At 38.9% G+C, this 16076-nt stretch carries 12 protein-coding genes; 7 read left to right on the forward strand and 5 right to left on the reverse strand.

All coding sequences use genetic code 11. The features are described from left to right. Positions 1-191: 191 nt before the first annotated feature. The gene (gppA, locus tag I6F42_RS11685) at positions 192-1685 is read right to left on the reverse strand and encodes a guanosine-5'-triphosphate,3'-diphosphate diphosphatase (protein ID WP_007580584.1); all 1494 of its coding nucleotides are present in this window, start codon (positions 1683-1685) and stop codon (positions 192-194) included. A gap of 43 nt (positions 1686-1728) precedes the next feature. After that, positions 1729-3006, reverse strand: coding sequence for an ATP-dependent RNA helicase RhlB (gene rhlB / locus I6F42_RS11690; protein WP_002960940.1), 1278 nt, complete (start codon positions 3004-3006; stop codon positions 1729-1731). A 91-nt stretch (positions 3007-3097) separates the two neighbouring features. On the opposite strand from rhlB, the gene trxA reads away from it, so the two are divergent. Further along, a complete protein-coding gene (gene trxA, locus I6F42_RS11695; RefSeq protein WP_002960942.1) occupies positions 3098-3424 on the forward strand; it encodes a thioredoxin TrxA in 327 nt (108 codons plus the stop codon). A 185-nt stretch (positions 3425-3609) separates the two neighbouring features. Continuing rightward, positions 3610-4869, forward strand: a complete 1260-nt coding sequence (rho, locus tag I6F42_RS11700; RefSeq protein ID WP_002960945.1) for a transcription termination factor Rho — start codon at positions 3610-3612, stop codon at positions 4867-4869. A gap of 63 nt (positions 4870-4932) precedes the next feature. Here rho and I6F42_RS11705 read toward each other — a convergent pair whose 3' ends face one another. Continuing rightward, the gene (locus tag I6F42_RS11705; RefSeq protein ID WP_197152246.1) at positions 4933-7752 is read right to left on the reverse strand and encodes an ATP-binding protein; all 2820 of its coding nucleotides are present in this window, start codon (positions 7750-7752) and stop codon (positions 4933-4935) included. A 76-nt stretch (positions 7753-7828) separates the two neighbouring features. Here I6F42_RS11705 and I6F42_RS11710 point away from each other — a divergent pair, with 76 nt between their 5' ends. Further along, positions 7829-8401, forward strand: coding sequence for a DNA-J related domain-containing protein (locus I6F42_RS11710; RefSeq protein WP_007580582.1), 573 nt, complete (start codon positions 7829-7831; stop codon positions 8399-8401). 22 nt (positions 8402-8423) lie between these two features. Here I6F42_RS11710 and dbpA read toward each other — a convergent pair whose 3' ends face one another. After that, positions 8424-9812, reverse strand: a complete 1389-nt coding sequence (gene dbpA, locus I6F42_RS11715) for an ATP-dependent RNA helicase DbpA (RefSeq protein ID WP_007580581.1) — start codon at positions 9810-9812, stop codon at positions 8424-8426. A gap of 191 nt (positions 9813-10003) precedes the next feature. Here dbpA and I6F42_RS11720 point away from each other — a divergent pair, with 191 nt between their 5' ends. The 3 genes from I6F42_RS11720 to I6F42_RS11730 all read left to right on the forward strand — a co-directional run bounded on the left by I6F42_RS11720 (position 10004) and on the right by I6F42_RS11730 (position 14692). After that, entirely contained in the window at positions 10004-12082 is a 2079-nt protein-coding gene (locus tag I6F42_RS11720; RefSeq protein ID WP_007580580.1) for a TonB-dependent siderophore receptor, read from the forward strand. 181 nt (positions 12083-12263) lie between these two features. After that, the gene (locus I6F42_RS11725) at positions 12264-13664 is read left to right on the forward strand and encodes a M20/M25/M40 family metallo-hydrolase (protein ID WP_197152248.1); all 1401 of its coding nucleotides are present in this window, start codon (positions 12264-12266) and stop codon (positions 13662-13664) included. A gap of 86 nt (positions 13665-13750) precedes the next feature. After that, a complete protein-coding gene (locus I6F42_RS11730) occupies positions 13751-14692 on the forward strand; it encodes a tetratricopeptide repeat protein (protein ID WP_010555425.1) in 942 nt (313 codons plus the stop codon). Positions 14693-14736: 44 nt separating this feature from the next. Here the strand turns inward: I6F42_RS11730 and I6F42_RS11735 are convergent, their stop codons facing one another. After that, positions 14737-15642, reverse strand: a complete 906-nt coding sequence (locus I6F42_RS11735; protein WP_024592606.1) for a DUF808 domain-containing protein — start codon at positions 15640-15642, stop codon at positions 14737-14739. 145 nt (positions 15643-15787) lie between these two features. Here I6F42_RS11735 and I6F42_RS11740 point away from each other — a divergent pair, with 145 nt between their 5' ends. After that, entirely contained in the window at positions 15788-16069 is a 282-nt protein-coding gene (locus I6F42_RS11740; RefSeq protein ID WP_007580576.1) for an MliC family protein, read from the forward strand. The last annotated feature ends 7 nt before the right edge of the window (positions 16070-16076 follow it).

Consider the following 16076-nt stretch of genomic DNA (forward strand, 5'->3'; position numbering starts at 1 on the left):
ATTTAACACCCTGAGTTGTTCGTGCCTCGCTATGCGTTGGCGTTTCCCGTCTCAGTGGGGTCGCATTATAGGGAGATCCGAAAACAGATCAACCCTTTTTTGAAGAAAACTTGAAATAATGTGCTGTTCGCACATATTTGCATCGAAATGGTTACTTTAAACACTAAAAAGGCCCTGATGGGCCTTTTTAATTAGTTTACTATGAGCTTCCACCCAAGTTTACCTTGCTGTTTAGACTCTTGTTGTAGCTCGCTGGCCATTAATGGATGATCTTTTAACCAGTTACTTTCAAACTTAAGGTCTAACACTTCATTTTTAGCAGTTAACTCAAACATAGGCAGTACATCATCTTGTCTGCGCATTGATAAGATGACTGCTATCCGTAGTAATCTCACTATATATTGCGCCAATAGACTATTTACGCCGAGTGAATTAAAACAGCCTTTTGGAAAATCAGAACGATGCGCATCTGCTACCGCTACTATTAATTTATGCTCTGACTGTGAAAAACCAGGCATATCGGTATTTTCCAAAATATAAGCGGTGTGTTTATGGTACTGCTTATATTCTATTAGTAATCCAATCTCATGAAGCTGCGCTACCGCTTTTAATAGTGGTAACCCATTTAAACGTTCAATTGGCCAATCTTTATCAATACTTACCGCTAACTGCATAGCTAAGCTTGAAACCCGACACGCTTGTTTTTGATCAACGTGATAACGACTCATAAACCCATCAACTGTGCGTTTACGAATGTCGTTATTATGAAACTCCGGAACCATGCTATATAAAACGCCTTCACGCAGTGCTCCACCCGCCAATCCCATTTTTTCTATTTCAAGAGATTCAAATAGTGCGATTAAGATTGCGAGCCCTGATACAAATACCAGTCGACGGTCTTCACTTAATCCAGGAAGGTCTAGCGCTGCAATAGTGCTAAATGCAATTGCTTGCTCTTTTATAGTGTTGAGCTTTTCAAGCGTAAGTAAATCGTCAAGGTTTTGAGCGACCATAATTTCTTGAATTGCTTGCACTGTGCCAGAAGCACCAGATGCAATTTGCCATCCCGCTGTTTTATATTCTGGAGAAATTTCATCAATGACTGTACGAGCTGCTTTTATGGCTGCGTTAAAGTTACTCTTACTTAATTGGCAGTCTTTGAAATAGCGTTCAAGATAGGTAACACACCCCATATTGAGGCTTTTGTAATGTAAGGCATCAAATGCTTTACCAATTACAACTTCGGTACTTGCACCACCAATATCAATAACAAGCTGTTTGCCAGTACAAGATGAAGTATGAGCAACACCTTTATAAATTGTACGCGCTTCTAATTCTCCGCTAATAACATTAATGTTATGGCCAAGAATCTTTTCTGCATGATTTTTGAATACTTCGGCGTTAGTGGCTAGCCGTAAGGTGGCTGTTGCTACTATGGTGATGTTTTTATCTGGGATATCTTGTAGACGCTCAGCAAAAAGGGCAAGGCATTCCCAGCCTCGCTGCATTGCTTCAGTGCTCAATACGTTATCTTTATCAAGCCCTGCGGCTAATCGGACTTTGCGTTTAACACGTCCAATTGTTTGTAGACCGCCAGCAATTGATTTGGCTATAAGCATATGAAAGCTATTTGAGCCCAAATCAATAACTGCGTACACATTTTTTTGCGGTTTAAGTTGCCCCACCGTTCAAAAACCTCTAGTTACTACTACTTATACAAACGGTCGTTTACGACCGTCCTTTTTGGTAACTATTATTTGGGCGACGTCCGCTGTTATTACTACGGTTACGTGGACCTGTTGAATAGTTGCGCTTTCTTTGAATAATAGGCTGAGTTAAATCATCTAGCAATGCTGTTTTATCATAATGTGATAAAGGAATGCTGTGCTCTATATATTCTTCAATTTCATGCAGGTTATATGCATATTGCTCACATGCAAAACTAATTGCGTGGCCTGATGCACCAGCGCGGCCAGTACGGCCAATACGGTGAACATAATCTTCACAATCGTCAGGTAAATCAAAGTTAAATACATGACTTACTTCTGGAATATGAAGACCACGCGCTGCAACATCAGTCGCAACTAAAAAGTCTAAGTCGCCTTTGCTAAACTGCGCTAATATAGTTTGGCGTTTTTTCTGGTTAACATCACCAGTAAGCATACCTACACGATGACCGTCTGACTTAAGCCAAGCATATACTGTTTCACAACTGTGCTTGGTATTTGCAAACACGATTGCTTTCTCTGGCCATTCTTCTTCAATTAAGGTTAACAACAGCTTAATTTTATCTTCTTGCGAAGGATGAAATAGCTCTTCTTGAATACGTTTACCCGTTTTAACGTCAGGTTCAATTTGAACATGTTCTGGGTTTGTCATGTGCTCAAAAGCTAATTCTTGTACGCGATACGATAATGTGGCAGAAAATAATAAGTTTAAACGCTTTGATGTATCTGGCATACGATCGAACATATAGCGAATATCTTTGATAAAACCTAAATCGAACATACGATCAGCTTCGTCAAGCACGACTACCTCAATTTCATTAAGGGTGTAACAGCCTTGCTTATACAGATCAATTAGACGACCTGTAGTACCAATTAAAATATCAACGCCTTTTTCTAGTTGTGCACGTTGTTTTTCGTAATCTTCGCCACCATATACTAAACCTAAGTTAAGATTACAGTGCGGCGCTAAAATTTTAGCATCTTTGTGTATCTGAATCGCAAGCTCCCGAGTAGGGGCCATGATCAGGGCTCTTGGATGTTTACTAGGTGCTTTGCTAGATTGTAATAACCGATGGCACGTGGCAGTTAAAAACGCCAACGTTTTGCCTGTACCTGTTTGAGCTTGGCCCGCGATATCGCGTCCATCACAAATAAAAGGTAGGCATTTTGCTTGAATAGGTGTGCAATATTCAAACCCATTCTCGGTTAAACCGGCAACCACTTCCGGTGCGATAGCAAAGTCTGAAAACTTTTTATCGGTTAAATGTGTCTTAGTCATAGCGTTTAAGCATAACGTTTAAACTTGCAATAAGAAACAAGAGTGTTTAAATACGCACTAAATATTTCGCCTAACTAAATCGGAGAGCGCAATGAGCGAGAAAATAATCCAAATTACTGACGATAGCTTTGAAGCTGACGTATTACAATCTGACAAACCAGTACTAGTAGATTTCTGGGCTGAATGGTGTGGACCTTGTAAAATGATCGCCCCTATTCTTCACGAAGTTGCTGATGAATACGACAGCCGTGTGACTGTTGCTAAATTAAACATTGACCAAAATGCTGGCACACCGCCAAAATTTGGTATTCGTGGTATCCCTACTTTACTTCTTTTTAAAGATGGTCAAGTAGCTGCAACGAAAGTAGGTGCTCTTTCAAAAACTCAACTTATTGAGTTTTTAGAAAACAACATCTAACTGTAAGCTAGAACAATAAAAAGGGCTTTTTGCCCTTTTTTAAATTTATTTTGTATAAAGACTGGACGCTTTGCCAGTGAACTGCTAGTTTATAAAGCCAACTAATCCTTAGTTATATTCAACAAACCTCACTCAACGATCAAAGCGATTTTGAGTATGACAACTGTAATAAAGAACCCACCAATATGCATTTACGCGAATTAAAAGACAAGTCCATTAAAGAGCTTGTAGACTTAGCTGAGTCCATGGGGCTCGAAAACGTAGCCCGCTTAAGAAAGCAAGATATCATTTTTGCCATTCTTAAATCCCATGCCAAAGGCGGAGAGAATATCTTCGGCGGCGGTGTATTAGAGATTTTACAAGATGGTTTCGGCTTCTTAAGATCATCAGAAGCCTCTTACTTAGCTGGCCCAGATGACATTTATGTTTCACCTAGCCAAATTCGCCGTTTCAGCATGCGTACTGGCGATTCAATTTCAGGTCTTATTCGTCCACCTAAAGACGGTGAACGTTACTTTGCTTTACTTAAAGTAAATGAAGTTAACTTTGATAAACCTGAAAACTCTCGAACTAAAATTCTTTTTGAAAACCTTACTCCATTACATGCAAACGAACGTTTTCGCATGGAACGTGGTAACGGCAGTAAAGAAGATATTACAGCCCGTGTACTTGATTTAGCATCTCCTATTGGCCGCGGCCAACGTGGTTTGTTAGTAGCTCCGCCAAAAGCGGGTAAAACAATGCTACTTCAAAATATTGCACAATCAATTACGCACAATCATCCTGATGTAACATTAATGGTTTTACTTATTGATGAACGTCCGGAAGAAGTAACAGAGATGCAACGCCTAGTTAAAGGTGAAGTTATTGCATCAACGTTTGATGAACCAGCTTCTCGTCACGTACAAGTTGCCGAAATGGTTATCGAAAAAGCAAAACGCCTAGTTGAACATAAAAAAGATGTTGTTATCTTATTGGATTCAATCACTCGTTTAGCACGTGCTTATAACACCGTTATTCCTTCATCAGGTAAAGTACTTACTGGTGGTGTTGACGCTAACGCATTACATAAACCTAAGCGCTTCTTTGGTGCTGCACGTAACGTTGAGGAAGGTGGTAGCTTAACAATCATAGCTACAGCTCTTATCGATACTGGCTCTAAAATGGATGAAGTTATCTACGAAGAGTTTAAAGGTACTGGTAACATGGAACTTCACCTTAACCGTAAAATTGCGGAAAGACGTGTATTCCCAGCTATCGACTTTAACCGCTCAGGTACTCGTCGTGAAGAATTACTAACAAAACCAGATGAACTTCAAAAGCTTTGGATTTTACGTAAAATTGTTCATGACATGTCAGAAATTGATGCAATGGAATTCTTAATCGATAAACTATCGATGAGCAAAACCAATGATGAATTTTTTGATTCGATGAGACGCCAATAAAAGCGTTTTAATTGAATAAAAAAGCGCCTTAGGCGCTTTTTTTGTGTCTGGATTAAATACAGTTTAACTTTCATTATACTTTTTAAGTACACCCTGCAGCGTATCAACGAGCGCTTTAAAGTCATTTGCACTGCTTTTTTTGCTTCTGCGTAGAAGTGTTCTGTCTAAATTTTTAGCCGATTGCGCAATTTCATCCAAACCAAACATTTGTGCAGCCCCTAAAATGCGATGGCTATCTTTTTGTAGCGCATCTAAATCTTCGCTTATAAAATGCTGCGCAATCGTTTCACTCTCCAAAGCAAAGCTCTGCTTGAAACTAATCACAAGATCGCTCATATCAACTTCATTTTGCTTTGTAATTGGCTGATCTTCTGCATTATGTAGGTGACTAGAAAGCGCTTTATAAAATGACTCTTTGTCTATCGGTTTACCTAAGTAACCAGTAAACCCTAACTCTAAATAACCATCCACTTCATGACTCATAGCATTTGCTGTTAAAGCAAAAATAGGTCGCTCAAAACCACATTGTTTTAATAGCTGAAAAGCAGAACGCCCATCCATCACTGGCATTTGAATATCGAGCAATACCAAATCTGGATATTCTTTTAAGCACTGCTCTACCGCTTGCTCACCATTTTCAACAGCAATAACCTCGAGTCCCATTGAGCGTAAATAACGACTTATTAACCTACGATTATCAGGATGATCTTCCGCAAGTACGACACGACCTGCCAATTGCTTATTTGCCTTAGGAGCACTTTGAGTTTCAATCATGCTTTGCGATTTATTTACTTCTGCGCACGGTAAAAAGAACGAAAACTGACTGCCCTTTTTGTATTCGCTTTGTACGCTGATATAACCACCCATCATCGCAGCTAATTGTTGCGATAAGCTAAGGCCTAACCCTGTACCACCAAAGCGACGGCTAATGCTGTTATCAGCTTGGCTAAAGCATTCAAAAATAAGCTTTAACTGTTTAGAGCTCATACCAATACCGGTATCTTTTACAATAATAACTAGTCCTTGCTCACTCTTATTTAATGCAATAATGATCTGCCCAGAGTGAGTAAACTTAATAGCATTTGCACATAAGTTTATAAGAATCTGCTTTACGCGTATTAAATCCAGCTTAGTGTAAAACTCATTATCCACTTGATTGTCTAAAATAAGATGTAGATTTTTTGCTTTTGCTTGGGTGATAAACATTGCGTGCACATCATTTACCAGCTCTACAATATCAAAGCACGAAATATTTAACTCTAATCTATTGGCTTCAATTTTACTTAAATCGAGTACATCATTTATTAAGCTTTTTAAATGGTCACTGTGACGCTGAATTACTCTTAATTCATCTTTAAGTGACTCAGGCTCATATAATTCATTAATCAAAGCATCTGTTTGCCCTAAAATAGCCGTTAGTGGAGTACGAATTTCGTGACTAATATTAGCCAAAAACTGGCTTTTAACATCGTTGGCTTCTCTCAGCTCTTGTGCAATTGCCTGCAATTCTGCAGTACGTTGCGTAACTTGTTCTGTTAACTGCTGCTTAGCGCGTTTTTCTGCACCACGGCGATAAAGCGCAATACCAGTTACGACAACTAAAAGTAATAGTAAAAAAGAGAATAAAGTAAGCTGAGAACGCTGCGACATTTTTAGCTCTTGCACACGGCGATCTTGTTTAAGTTTTTCTATCTCTTGGTTTAATTGCGTTGCTTTAAATTGATGCTGAAGTACCGCTAGTGCATTTATAATTGCCGTACTTCTGAGCTTTCGCAACTCACTAATATATTTTTGTTGCAAAGCCATTGCGCTTGAATAATCGCCTTTACTGGCTTCAAGAAGTGCTTTGGCCCCCAAGCTCTCTCTAATTATTCGCTCACTACCATATTCATGAGCAAGTAAAATTGCTCTATCTAAATTTATTTGCGCCTCTTCTAAGTTACCCTTAACAAACTGAATTTTAGCCAGCGCATGTAGCGCATTAAGCTCTAAATTATGATTATCTATTTTAAGGGCATAGTACTCACCTAATTTAGCTTGCTCGTACGCTTCATCCACTTTTTTTAATACTAAATTAGTGTTAGCTAAATTTGTATATTGTGTAGATAACTTATTGTAATCATTAGCTGAAATATAATAGCGCAGCGCTAGCTGATAATAATGCAGTGCTAAGTCAAATTGATTACTCTCCATATGGGCAACACCCATATTGTTATATACCTGCGCAATACCGCTTTTATCATCTAATCGTTGATAAACCTTAAGTACATCTTGATAAAGACCAAACGCACTATCGTAGCGTGATAAGCGTATATAAACGCCTGCTATATTAAGTAATATATCGGTTTTATCTTGCTCACTGCCGTACGCCTCGTAGATAGCTTTTGCTTTTAAATAAAACTCTAGGGTATCGCCTAGCTTATTCATATTAAAATAGGCCAAACCAATATTATTTAATAAGTTTGCCTGCTCTAGTAATTGCTTATTCTTTTCTGCTAATGCTAGGGTACGGGTATATTCAATAATCGCTTTTTGAAATAAGCCTTGATAAAAAAGTACAACACCTTGCATTTTAATTGCACGAAAGTGCTCATCAGGGAAGAAAGTATCCGAAGTATGTTGTTCGAGTAATTTAAAGTAATGTAATGAGTCTTTAAAATTATCAACCGATAACGCAGTATTACCCAATGCCGAATAAACAGCGACACGCTCCTTTTTGGAGGCATTTTTATTAGCAAGTAGCATGTTTGCTAATTGTAATTTAGGTTCCCACTGCACTTCGTTTTTGAATTGCTCAAATAACGAATCATTATTTTGGGCATAGCTAGGAGCTATTAGTACACAGCATATAGTAAATAAGAGGCATTTTAACTTGCCCAGCATAATTTTAATCCTTCAAACCGTTACTTATATCAGTGTAATCTTTATTGAAGATACACCAACTACTAGGGCCTAAACAATGCTTAACCCACTGATTGATGAGATTTTTGAGCTAATACTAACAAAGCAGGTTTGGCAAGTTCATACTTTAGCAGCAGAACTGACAAACCGCAGCGCTATGACCACTCTCGATAAAAGTCCTGAACGTGATTTATTTAAACGTAACTTTTTAATCATGAATGCACTGTACCAACTGCAGGCACAATTACGCCCTCAGAGTTTACTCATTTCAGCTCTGCATATCGAGCTTTTAGAAAAAGGAGATAATAGTTTAGTAACAACAAGCGAAAATTTGCGAGATTATTATTTAGATTGGCATAATTACGATACCAGTGAAGAGCAGATTGATGAGCTTTTAAATAGCTTTTGGCGTCAGTTTAAAACGACATCACCACAACAGGCTTTAAATGAAAATGAATTTAAAGCGTTGGCTTTAGAATGGAAGTTGCCTGAAAATTTCACTCTTAAAAATGTTCAAAAGCGCTGGAGACAACTTGCATTACAAGTGCACCCAGATAAACCAAATGGCTGTGAAGTTGAGTTTAAAAAAATAAAAATACAATACGAGCAGCTAAAGGTAGCTGCTCGTTAATCTATTAATTTAGAAGTTTAAATTAACGAGTAAGGCGGCGTGCGCGTATTTTACGCCCTTTAATATTGCCTTCGGTTAATTTACGAAGCGCAGGTTTTAATGAGTTACGCTCAACAGCAACAAACGCTACGTTATCAAGTACGTTAATTTTACCCACCTGACGACCTGCAACCCCATCTTTACCCGTTAAAGCACCTAAAATATCACCTGCACGTACTTTTTGTTTTTTACCTGAATCAATCATCAAAGTAACCATTTCAGGGCGGTATGGCGGCTTGTCTAATAAATTAAATGGTGGCATTTGCTCTGGAGTAATATCGCGTTCGTAATGTTCGCCTATTTGAGCAATTTTAAACGCTTCTGCTTCACCGTAAATAGAACATGCAATGCCCTTTTTACCAGCGCGACCTGTACGACCAACACGATGCACATGTGTTTGCGTGTCATGTGCTAAATGGTAGTTAATCACCATATCCATATCGTCAATATCTAAACCACGTGCAGCAACATCGGTTGCAACAAGTATTGAAGCACTTTTATTTGAAAAGTGAATTAACGTACGTTCACGATCGCGCTGTTCTAAATCACCGTGTAGCGAAACAGCACTAAAGCCTTCATCAGCTAAATCGTCACACACTTGTTGTGTTTCTACTTTAGTATTACAAAACACAACACAGCTTTGTGGTGTAAATTTAAGTAATAATAATTTTAGCGTTGGGTAGCGCTGCTTATTATTATCCATTTTGTAGAAGTACTGCTTAATTGTGCTTTTGGCTTGCTCTTCTTCTACTTTAACCATTTCTGGATTTTTAAGTACACGCTTAGCAATTGCTTCAATAGCTCTTGGGAATGTTGCACTAAATAACAATGTTTGACGATTTTGTGGGATACGCTCAATAATTGCATCAAGTGTATCTTGAAAACCCATATCAAGCATTTGATCGGCTTCATCAAGTACCAATGTTTCAACATCATCTAAACGTAAAGTACCTTTACGAATATGGTCATCAACACGTCCAGGTGTGCCAACAATAATATGCGCGCCATGTTCAAGCGAGCCTATTTGTGGACCAATTGATACACCGCCACATAACGTTAATATTTTAATGTTATGGATACCGCGCGCTAATTTACGCATTTCAACCGCAACCTGCTCGGCAAGCTCACGAGTAGGACACAACACTAAAGATTGAATACGAAAGCGTTTTACGTTTAATTTAGCTAACACACCCAAGCTAAACGCAGCAGTTTTACCTGAACCGGTTTTTGCCTGAGCAATGATGTCTTTACCAGCAAGTACAGGCGGTAAACTTTGCGCTTGTACAGGTGTCATATGCGCATAACCAAGTGTTGATAAATTATCAACGAGTCCAGCTGGTAAAGCCAAAGATGAAAAAGCAGTTGAAGTCACAGTAAGTTCCATAGCAATAAAAATAACGTGGGGGAAAGCCCCACTAAATATGCTGCTAATAATAGCAGAATTCGTAATTAGCAACCATTAACAAACACATAATAAAGCACGTTAACAAAAGGTGTTGAAAATGATAGTAGTTTGCATTAAGATCGCGATTGTTTTTTACATATCACTGCTGGAAGCAAACAATGAAACTGAATTCTCTTTACATAGCACTATTAGCAAGCATTACAACAAACACATACGCAAACACTACTGACCTTGAGCGTATAGAAGTAAAAGGTAGCTACTTTAACGATTACAAAGTAGATAACGCTAATGGCGCAATGAGAACATCAGCTTCATTACTTGAAACCGCACAATCTGTAACCGTAATAACCGACACTATTATTAGTGAGCAACTTGCCACTACCCTTGGCGAAGTACTAACAAATGACGCAAGCTTAACTGCAGGCTCACAACAACGAAATCGTGAGGTATTTAACTTACGCGGCTTTGAGCTGAGCTCATCGACAGGTTATTTACGCGACGGTCATCAGCATTGGTCGCACTACCAACAACCAATCGAAATTTTGCAGCAAGTTGAAGTAATTAAAGGCCCATCGAGCATCTTATATGGTCAATCAGGTCCGGGTGGCTTGGTGAACATGGTTACTAAAAAGCCTACAGCACAAACATTATTTAATGCCAGTGCCGATGTAGACCAACATGGCTCAACGCGCTTTATGGTTGATGCTGCTGGTGCCTTGACTGAATCTGAAGATTTACGTGCTCGTGGTATTTTAGTTAAACAAGATGTTGATTACTGGCGTGAATACCAAAACGGTGAAAACCGCGAGCGTGACCGTTTTTTAGGTGCTTTAGTTGTAGATTACGATATTAGCGACAACGCATTAGTACGTGTGCATTACGACCGCACAGACGACGAAGCAGGTTTAGATACTGGTGCATGGATAGACGACAATGCCAATGTAATTGGTGATGATAAAACAATCCGTGATATGTCTTGGGCGTTTACCGATATAACCGTAGAAAACCTAGGTGTAGACCTAGAAGTATTTTTAACCGATAACTGGCAAGTAAAGCTTGGCTATAACGAACAAACATTTGAACGCCAACGCTTTGAGTCAGCACCGCGTATGCCAGGTGGCTTTGCTGAAGGCGATAGTTATGAATCTCGCCCTTATGATCGCTTTGACGATTGGCAATTTAAAACTGCATTTATTGATTTTATTGGTGAATTTAAAACAGGTAGCTTACAGCACCAATTTTTAATTGGCGCAAACTCGCTTGATTATTACTACGGACAGCGCCGTACCTCTGCCGACTATTTTGATTTTTCTGCAGGACAAGCAGAACCATCTCGTCCATCAGTAAGCTATAAAACAGATGATACAGTAAGCGAAACTGAATACGACTACTACGGAATTTACGTTCAAGACTTAATTTCGTTCTCGCCTGAGTGGCAACTATCATTGGGTGGTCGTTACGACAAACAAAATAGCACAGGAAATGATAACGAGTCATTTGTACCAAAAGTAGGTGTGCTTTATCACCCAAATGCTTCTGCAACTATATACGCTAGTTACTCAGAAGGTTTTGAGCCTCAAGGTAGTGAAACACTGATTGATGAAACAGATGTAAATAACGGCATGAAATTAGATGCTGTTACATCTAAGCAAAGAGAGATTGGTATTAAATGGCAGTTATTTGATGACCGCCTAATGCTTACCAGTGCTATTTTTGATATTAGCAAAGAAGGTACTCTTGTTAGCGAACAACTTGAGACGCCTATTGGCTCATTCACAAGTGAAACAAACCAAGTGGGTGAACAACGCCACAAAGGTGTTGAAGTAAGCGCACAAGGTGCCGCTACTGACCGCTTATTTGTTATGGCATCAACTATGTATCTAGATGCTAACTTTGAACGCGATGAAGTATTGGAAGGTAAACGCCCTACCGATGCACCAAAATGGTCGGCATCACTTTGGACGCGTTATGAATTAAACGACGCCATTGCACTTAATGCTGGTGCTTTTTACGAAGGTGAGCGCTTTGCCGATAGCGCCAATACAATTACTAAAGATGCATATACACGTGTTGATGTTGGCGCCACTTATAAGTTTAACTTAAGCAATACCGATATTAACTTACGCCTTAACATCGAAAACTTATTTGATAAAAGCTATTTAGGTGGTGGCGGCACTAGTAATGTAACTGTTGGCGAGGGTACAAATCTTCGTTTAGCAGCGCAATTTAGCTTTTAAATAAATGCCTTAAATAACAGTGTTAAAATATAGCCCGCGTACATTTACGCGGGCTTTTTTTATATCTAAACGTTTATACCTAACAGCATTAAACCTATTACAAAGCCTATTCATCTCATCTATTTTTTATCATGTTTGTTACATGCTCTAATAGCGCTAATTATTAAAAAGGCCTACCAAAATGAAAAAATTAATTACCGCACTGCTGCTTACTAGCAGTATGGCTGCAAACGCTAACAGCGCCGAATTTACCCAAAAGCAATTACAACAAGTAGACGAAGTGCGCACCTCAGCTCTTAATAGTGATTTAAGTTATAAATTACTAGAATCATTAACAACTGAGGTTGGCCCTCGCCTACCTGGTACCGAAAACGATAAAAAAGCGGTTGCATGGGCTAAAGCTAAATTTAATGAGCTTGGTTTTGATAAAGTATGGTTAGAAAAAGCCACATTTCCTGAGTGGCGCCGTTATAGCGAAAGCGGAAAAATACTCACACCAAGCGAGCAACCACTGCACTTAACTGCATTAGGTAACAGTATAAGCACGCCAAAAGATGGGATTACAGCGCCGGTTGTATTATTCGAAACACTTGATGAATTAAAAGCCGCACCGGCAAACAGTTTAAAAGGTAAAATTGCGTATATTAATTACCGTATGAACCGCGACATAGACGGGAATGGTTACGGACCTGCTGTAAAAGCACGCGGTACAGGCGCTATAGAAGCATCTAAAAAAGGCGCTGTTGCCTACATGATGCGCTCGGTTAGTACCGGTCATCATCGCTTTGCACACACTGGCGGTAGTTACTACAAAGAAGGTATTACAAAAATACCTAACGTAACAATTGCTAACCCAGATGCAGATCAAATAGCACGCTTAGTTGCTTTAAATAAAGAAGTGTCGGTAAATATTAATGTGCAAACCGAAAGCCTTGGTGAAGGCACTGGTTATAACGTTATTGGCCAATTTAATGGTACCGAAAACCCTGAGCAATATGTATTAATTGGGGGGCATTTAGATTCTTGGGACTTAGGGACTGGCGCATTAGATGACGGCGCAGGCGTTGCACTAACAATGGCAGCCGCTAAACATATTAGCGATGTAAAACGCCCTAAGCGCAGTATTCGTGTGGTACTTTTTGCAGCTGAAGAGCTAGGTCTTTGGGGTGCAAAAGCTTATTTTGCAGAGCATAAAAACGAGCTAAGCAATATTGTTGCAGCCGCTGAGTCTGATTTTGGCGCCGATGTTGTATATGCTTTTGAATCGAACGTAAGCGCAGAGTCACTTCCTGTAGTTCGCGCTATAGCAAAAGAACTTGCGCCGTTAAATATTGAGCACATTGGTAAAAACCAAGCGAATGGTGGCCCCGATCTAATTCCACTTAAAGCAGCAACGTCAGCGCCTATTTTTGAACTTGCTCAAGATGGAACAGATTACTTTGATTACCACCATACAGCTGACGATACGCTTGATAAAGTAACACCTGCTAAGCTTCGTCAAAATACCGCTGCATACGCTGTATTTGCTCTAATGGCTGCCGATGCAAAAACCACTATCAAGCCTAAAGCTCAAAATAAGTAATAACAGACATACTTACTTACAGTTTGCAGCTTTAACTAACACGCTTCTTGTTTTACCTTTAGGTAATTAAACAAGGAGCGTGCTTTATGTTACTTTTCAACACGAGTGAATCATTTCCACATTTTGCACAAATAACACGCTGCCCTCACTGCCAAAGCGACGCCTACCATTTAGTAAATAAAAGCCGCTATTTACGATTTAGCATTTTACCTATGCTTGCCTTAAAATTAAGCTATAAACGCGAGTGCTATCAATGCGGAAAAAGCGAACCTGTTAAAATACCGCAACTACCGTTAATAGAAAAACTAAGCCTACCTAAATACTTTATTGGCGTATTTTTATTGCTTTGGATTGTTTCGTTTTTTTATCAACAACACCTTGATACCGAGACTCAAAAGCAAAGCTATTTGAATACACCTAAAATATATGACACCTACTTAGTACACGCCGACAAATTTACACACGAACCCTGGACCCTAACCAATTTAAGAATTGCTCAAGTTTTAAGTTTTGATACGCAGTTTATTACCTTTCAGATAAGCAACTACAGCTATAAACGTAATAATAGTATTACCTTGGCAATGCGTACCAGCCAACTAATTCAAGACAATTACTTCTCCACTAAAACAATCACCCTCCCTCGTGATGAAGTAAAGCGTTTGTATAAAGACGAAGCTATTTATGACGTGCTGCGACCTTATGCCAACAGCCTTTATGGCGGGTTTGTGATGTTTCCTCCCAAACCTAAGCCACTATATAAAGGTTTAAAACTCGATAAAAACAATCAACAAGGCATTATTTATTTTAAAGATGGTTTGTTTATTGAAGCATTTAATAGCTTTAAGCAAGCTGCTGAAGCGGGTTCTCAATGGGGGCAATTAAATTTAGCGCAAATGTATCGTGATGGTCAGGGAATAGCTCAAAATTATCAACAGGCTATTTATTGGTATAAAAAGGCCATTGAGCAAAAAAATACTAAAGCACAATTTGAATTAGAATCGCTTTGTAAAATAGCTAACTGTGAATGAGTGAATTTAAATATAGCTGGCGCAACAAGTACGCCAGCTATAAACTATTTTTTAAATAACTTTGTATAACTTACATGTATAAGCACAACAACTAAGCCGGCAATAACACCTAGCAAACCATCAAACAAGAGAGGCGCTAATACTTCTCCTGTGCCGCCAGCAACAGACTGAGCATAGCTTGTTACATCCACTTGAGTATGATGCAGTAACTCAACACCATGCACTAAAATCCCGCCGCCTACTAAAAACATTGCAATGGTGCCCGCAAATGCTAAAAACTGCATCAACCTAGGCGCTGCTGCGAGTAAGCCTTTACCAAGTAACTCTTTAAATTTATTAGCTGACACTTTAGATTGGTTGAGTAAATAAAGCCCGGCATCATCCAGCTTTACAATACCGGCCACTAAGCCATAAACGCCAATCGTCATTATAATTGCGATAACACAAAGCACTAAAGCTTGGTTAAGTAATGTAGCGCCTGCCACAGTGCCTAAAGTAATAACAATAATTTCGGCAGAAAGAATAAAGTCGGTTCTTATTGCCCCTTTTATTTTTTGTTTTTCATACTCAACTAAATCTAATTTTTCATCTTCATCTACCACTTCATTGTGATGAGGCAAAAACTTAGCAAATACTTTTTCAGCTCCCTCAAAACACAAAAACAAACCACCCATCATTAAAAGCGGTGTTATTAACCAAGGCAGCCATACGCTTATTAATAAAGCAGCGGGTACGAGTATCGCTTTATTTAAAAATGAGCCCTTTGCCACAGCCCAAACAACCGGTAATTCACGCTCTGCTGCAACACCTGTAACCTGCTGTGCATTGAGCGCTAAGTCATCGCCTAATACACCCGCTGTTTTTTTTGTTGCTACCTTACTCATTGTCGCAATGTCATCAAGTAAAGTGGTTATATCGTCTAATAACGTTAAAAGGTTAGTGCCTGCCATAAAGCTTCCGAGCTCAAAAAATATTGCTATAAACATAACGTAAAGCGCTACTTTCACCAACGGTTAATTTTGCTTTGTTATTCTTACATTAGATTAAAATTTTGCCCTGTGTTTTAACTAACTTTTAAAGAAGATGGGAGGAAAAATGAAAGTATATTTAGCATTAATCGCTATTTTACTAAGCTTAACCGCATGTAGTGATTTACAAACCAGTACTGCTTACCAATGCGATGATGAGAGCGTAAAACTCAATATCATTAATAATTCTGAAGCCGAACTTATCTTTAACAATAAAGTGCATGTACTTAATCACGAAAAAAGTGCATCAGGGAATAAATATATAAGTGAAGAGGTACTGTTTTGGGGTAAGGGAAATGAGGCCATGCTAATCATTGCTGGTAAAAAAAGACAGTGCATCAAGGTTTAACACAAAA

This window comes from Pseudoalteromonas sp. SWYJZ12, from assembly GCF_015864395.1.
Taxonomy (GTDB): Bacteria; Pseudomonadota; Gammaproteobacteria; order Enterobacterales; family Alteromonadaceae; genus Pseudoalteromonas; species Pseudoalteromonas arctica.

Excerpts from the sequence above, each read along its gene's own strand:
- I6F42_RS11740 (WP_007580576.1), top strand. The coding sequence starts at position 15,788 with ATGAAAGTATATTTAGCATTAATCGCTATTTTACTAAGCTTAACCGCA.
- trxA (WP_002960942.1), top strand. The coding sequence starts at position 3,098 with ATGAGCGAGAAAATAATCCAAATTACTGACGATAGCTTTGAAGCTGAC.
- I6F42_RS11725 (WP_197152248.1), top strand. The coding sequence starts at position 12,264 with ATGAAAAAATTAATTACCGCACTGCTGCTTACTAGCAGTATGGCTGCA.
- I6F42_RS11735 (WP_024592606.1), bottom strand. The coding sequence starts at position 15,642 with ATGGCAGGCACTAACCTTTTAACGTTATTAGACGATATAACCACTTTA.
- I6F42_RS11710 (WP_007580582.1), top strand. The coding sequence starts at position 7,829 with ATGCTTAACCCACTGATTGATGAGATTTTTGAGCTAATACTAACAAAG.
- I6F42_RS11720 (WP_007580580.1), top strand. The coding sequence starts at position 10,004 with ATGAAACTGAATTCTCTTTACATAGCACTATTAGCAAGCATTACAACA.
- I6F42_RS11730 (WP_010555425.1), top strand. The coding sequence starts at position 13,751 with ATGTTACTTTTCAACACGAGTGAATCATTTCCACATTTTGCACAAATA.
- rhlB (WP_002960940.1), bottom strand. The coding sequence starts at position 3,006 with ATGACTAAGACACATTTAACCGATAAAAAGTTTTCAGACTTTGCTATC.
- I6F42_RS11705 (WP_197152246.1), bottom strand. The coding sequence starts at position 7,752 with ATGCTGGGCAAGTTAAAATGCCTCTTATTTACTATATGCTGTGTACTA.
- rho (WP_002960945.1), top strand. The coding sequence starts at position 3,610 with ATGCATTTACGCGAATTAAAAGACAAGTCCATTAAAGAGCTTGTAGAC.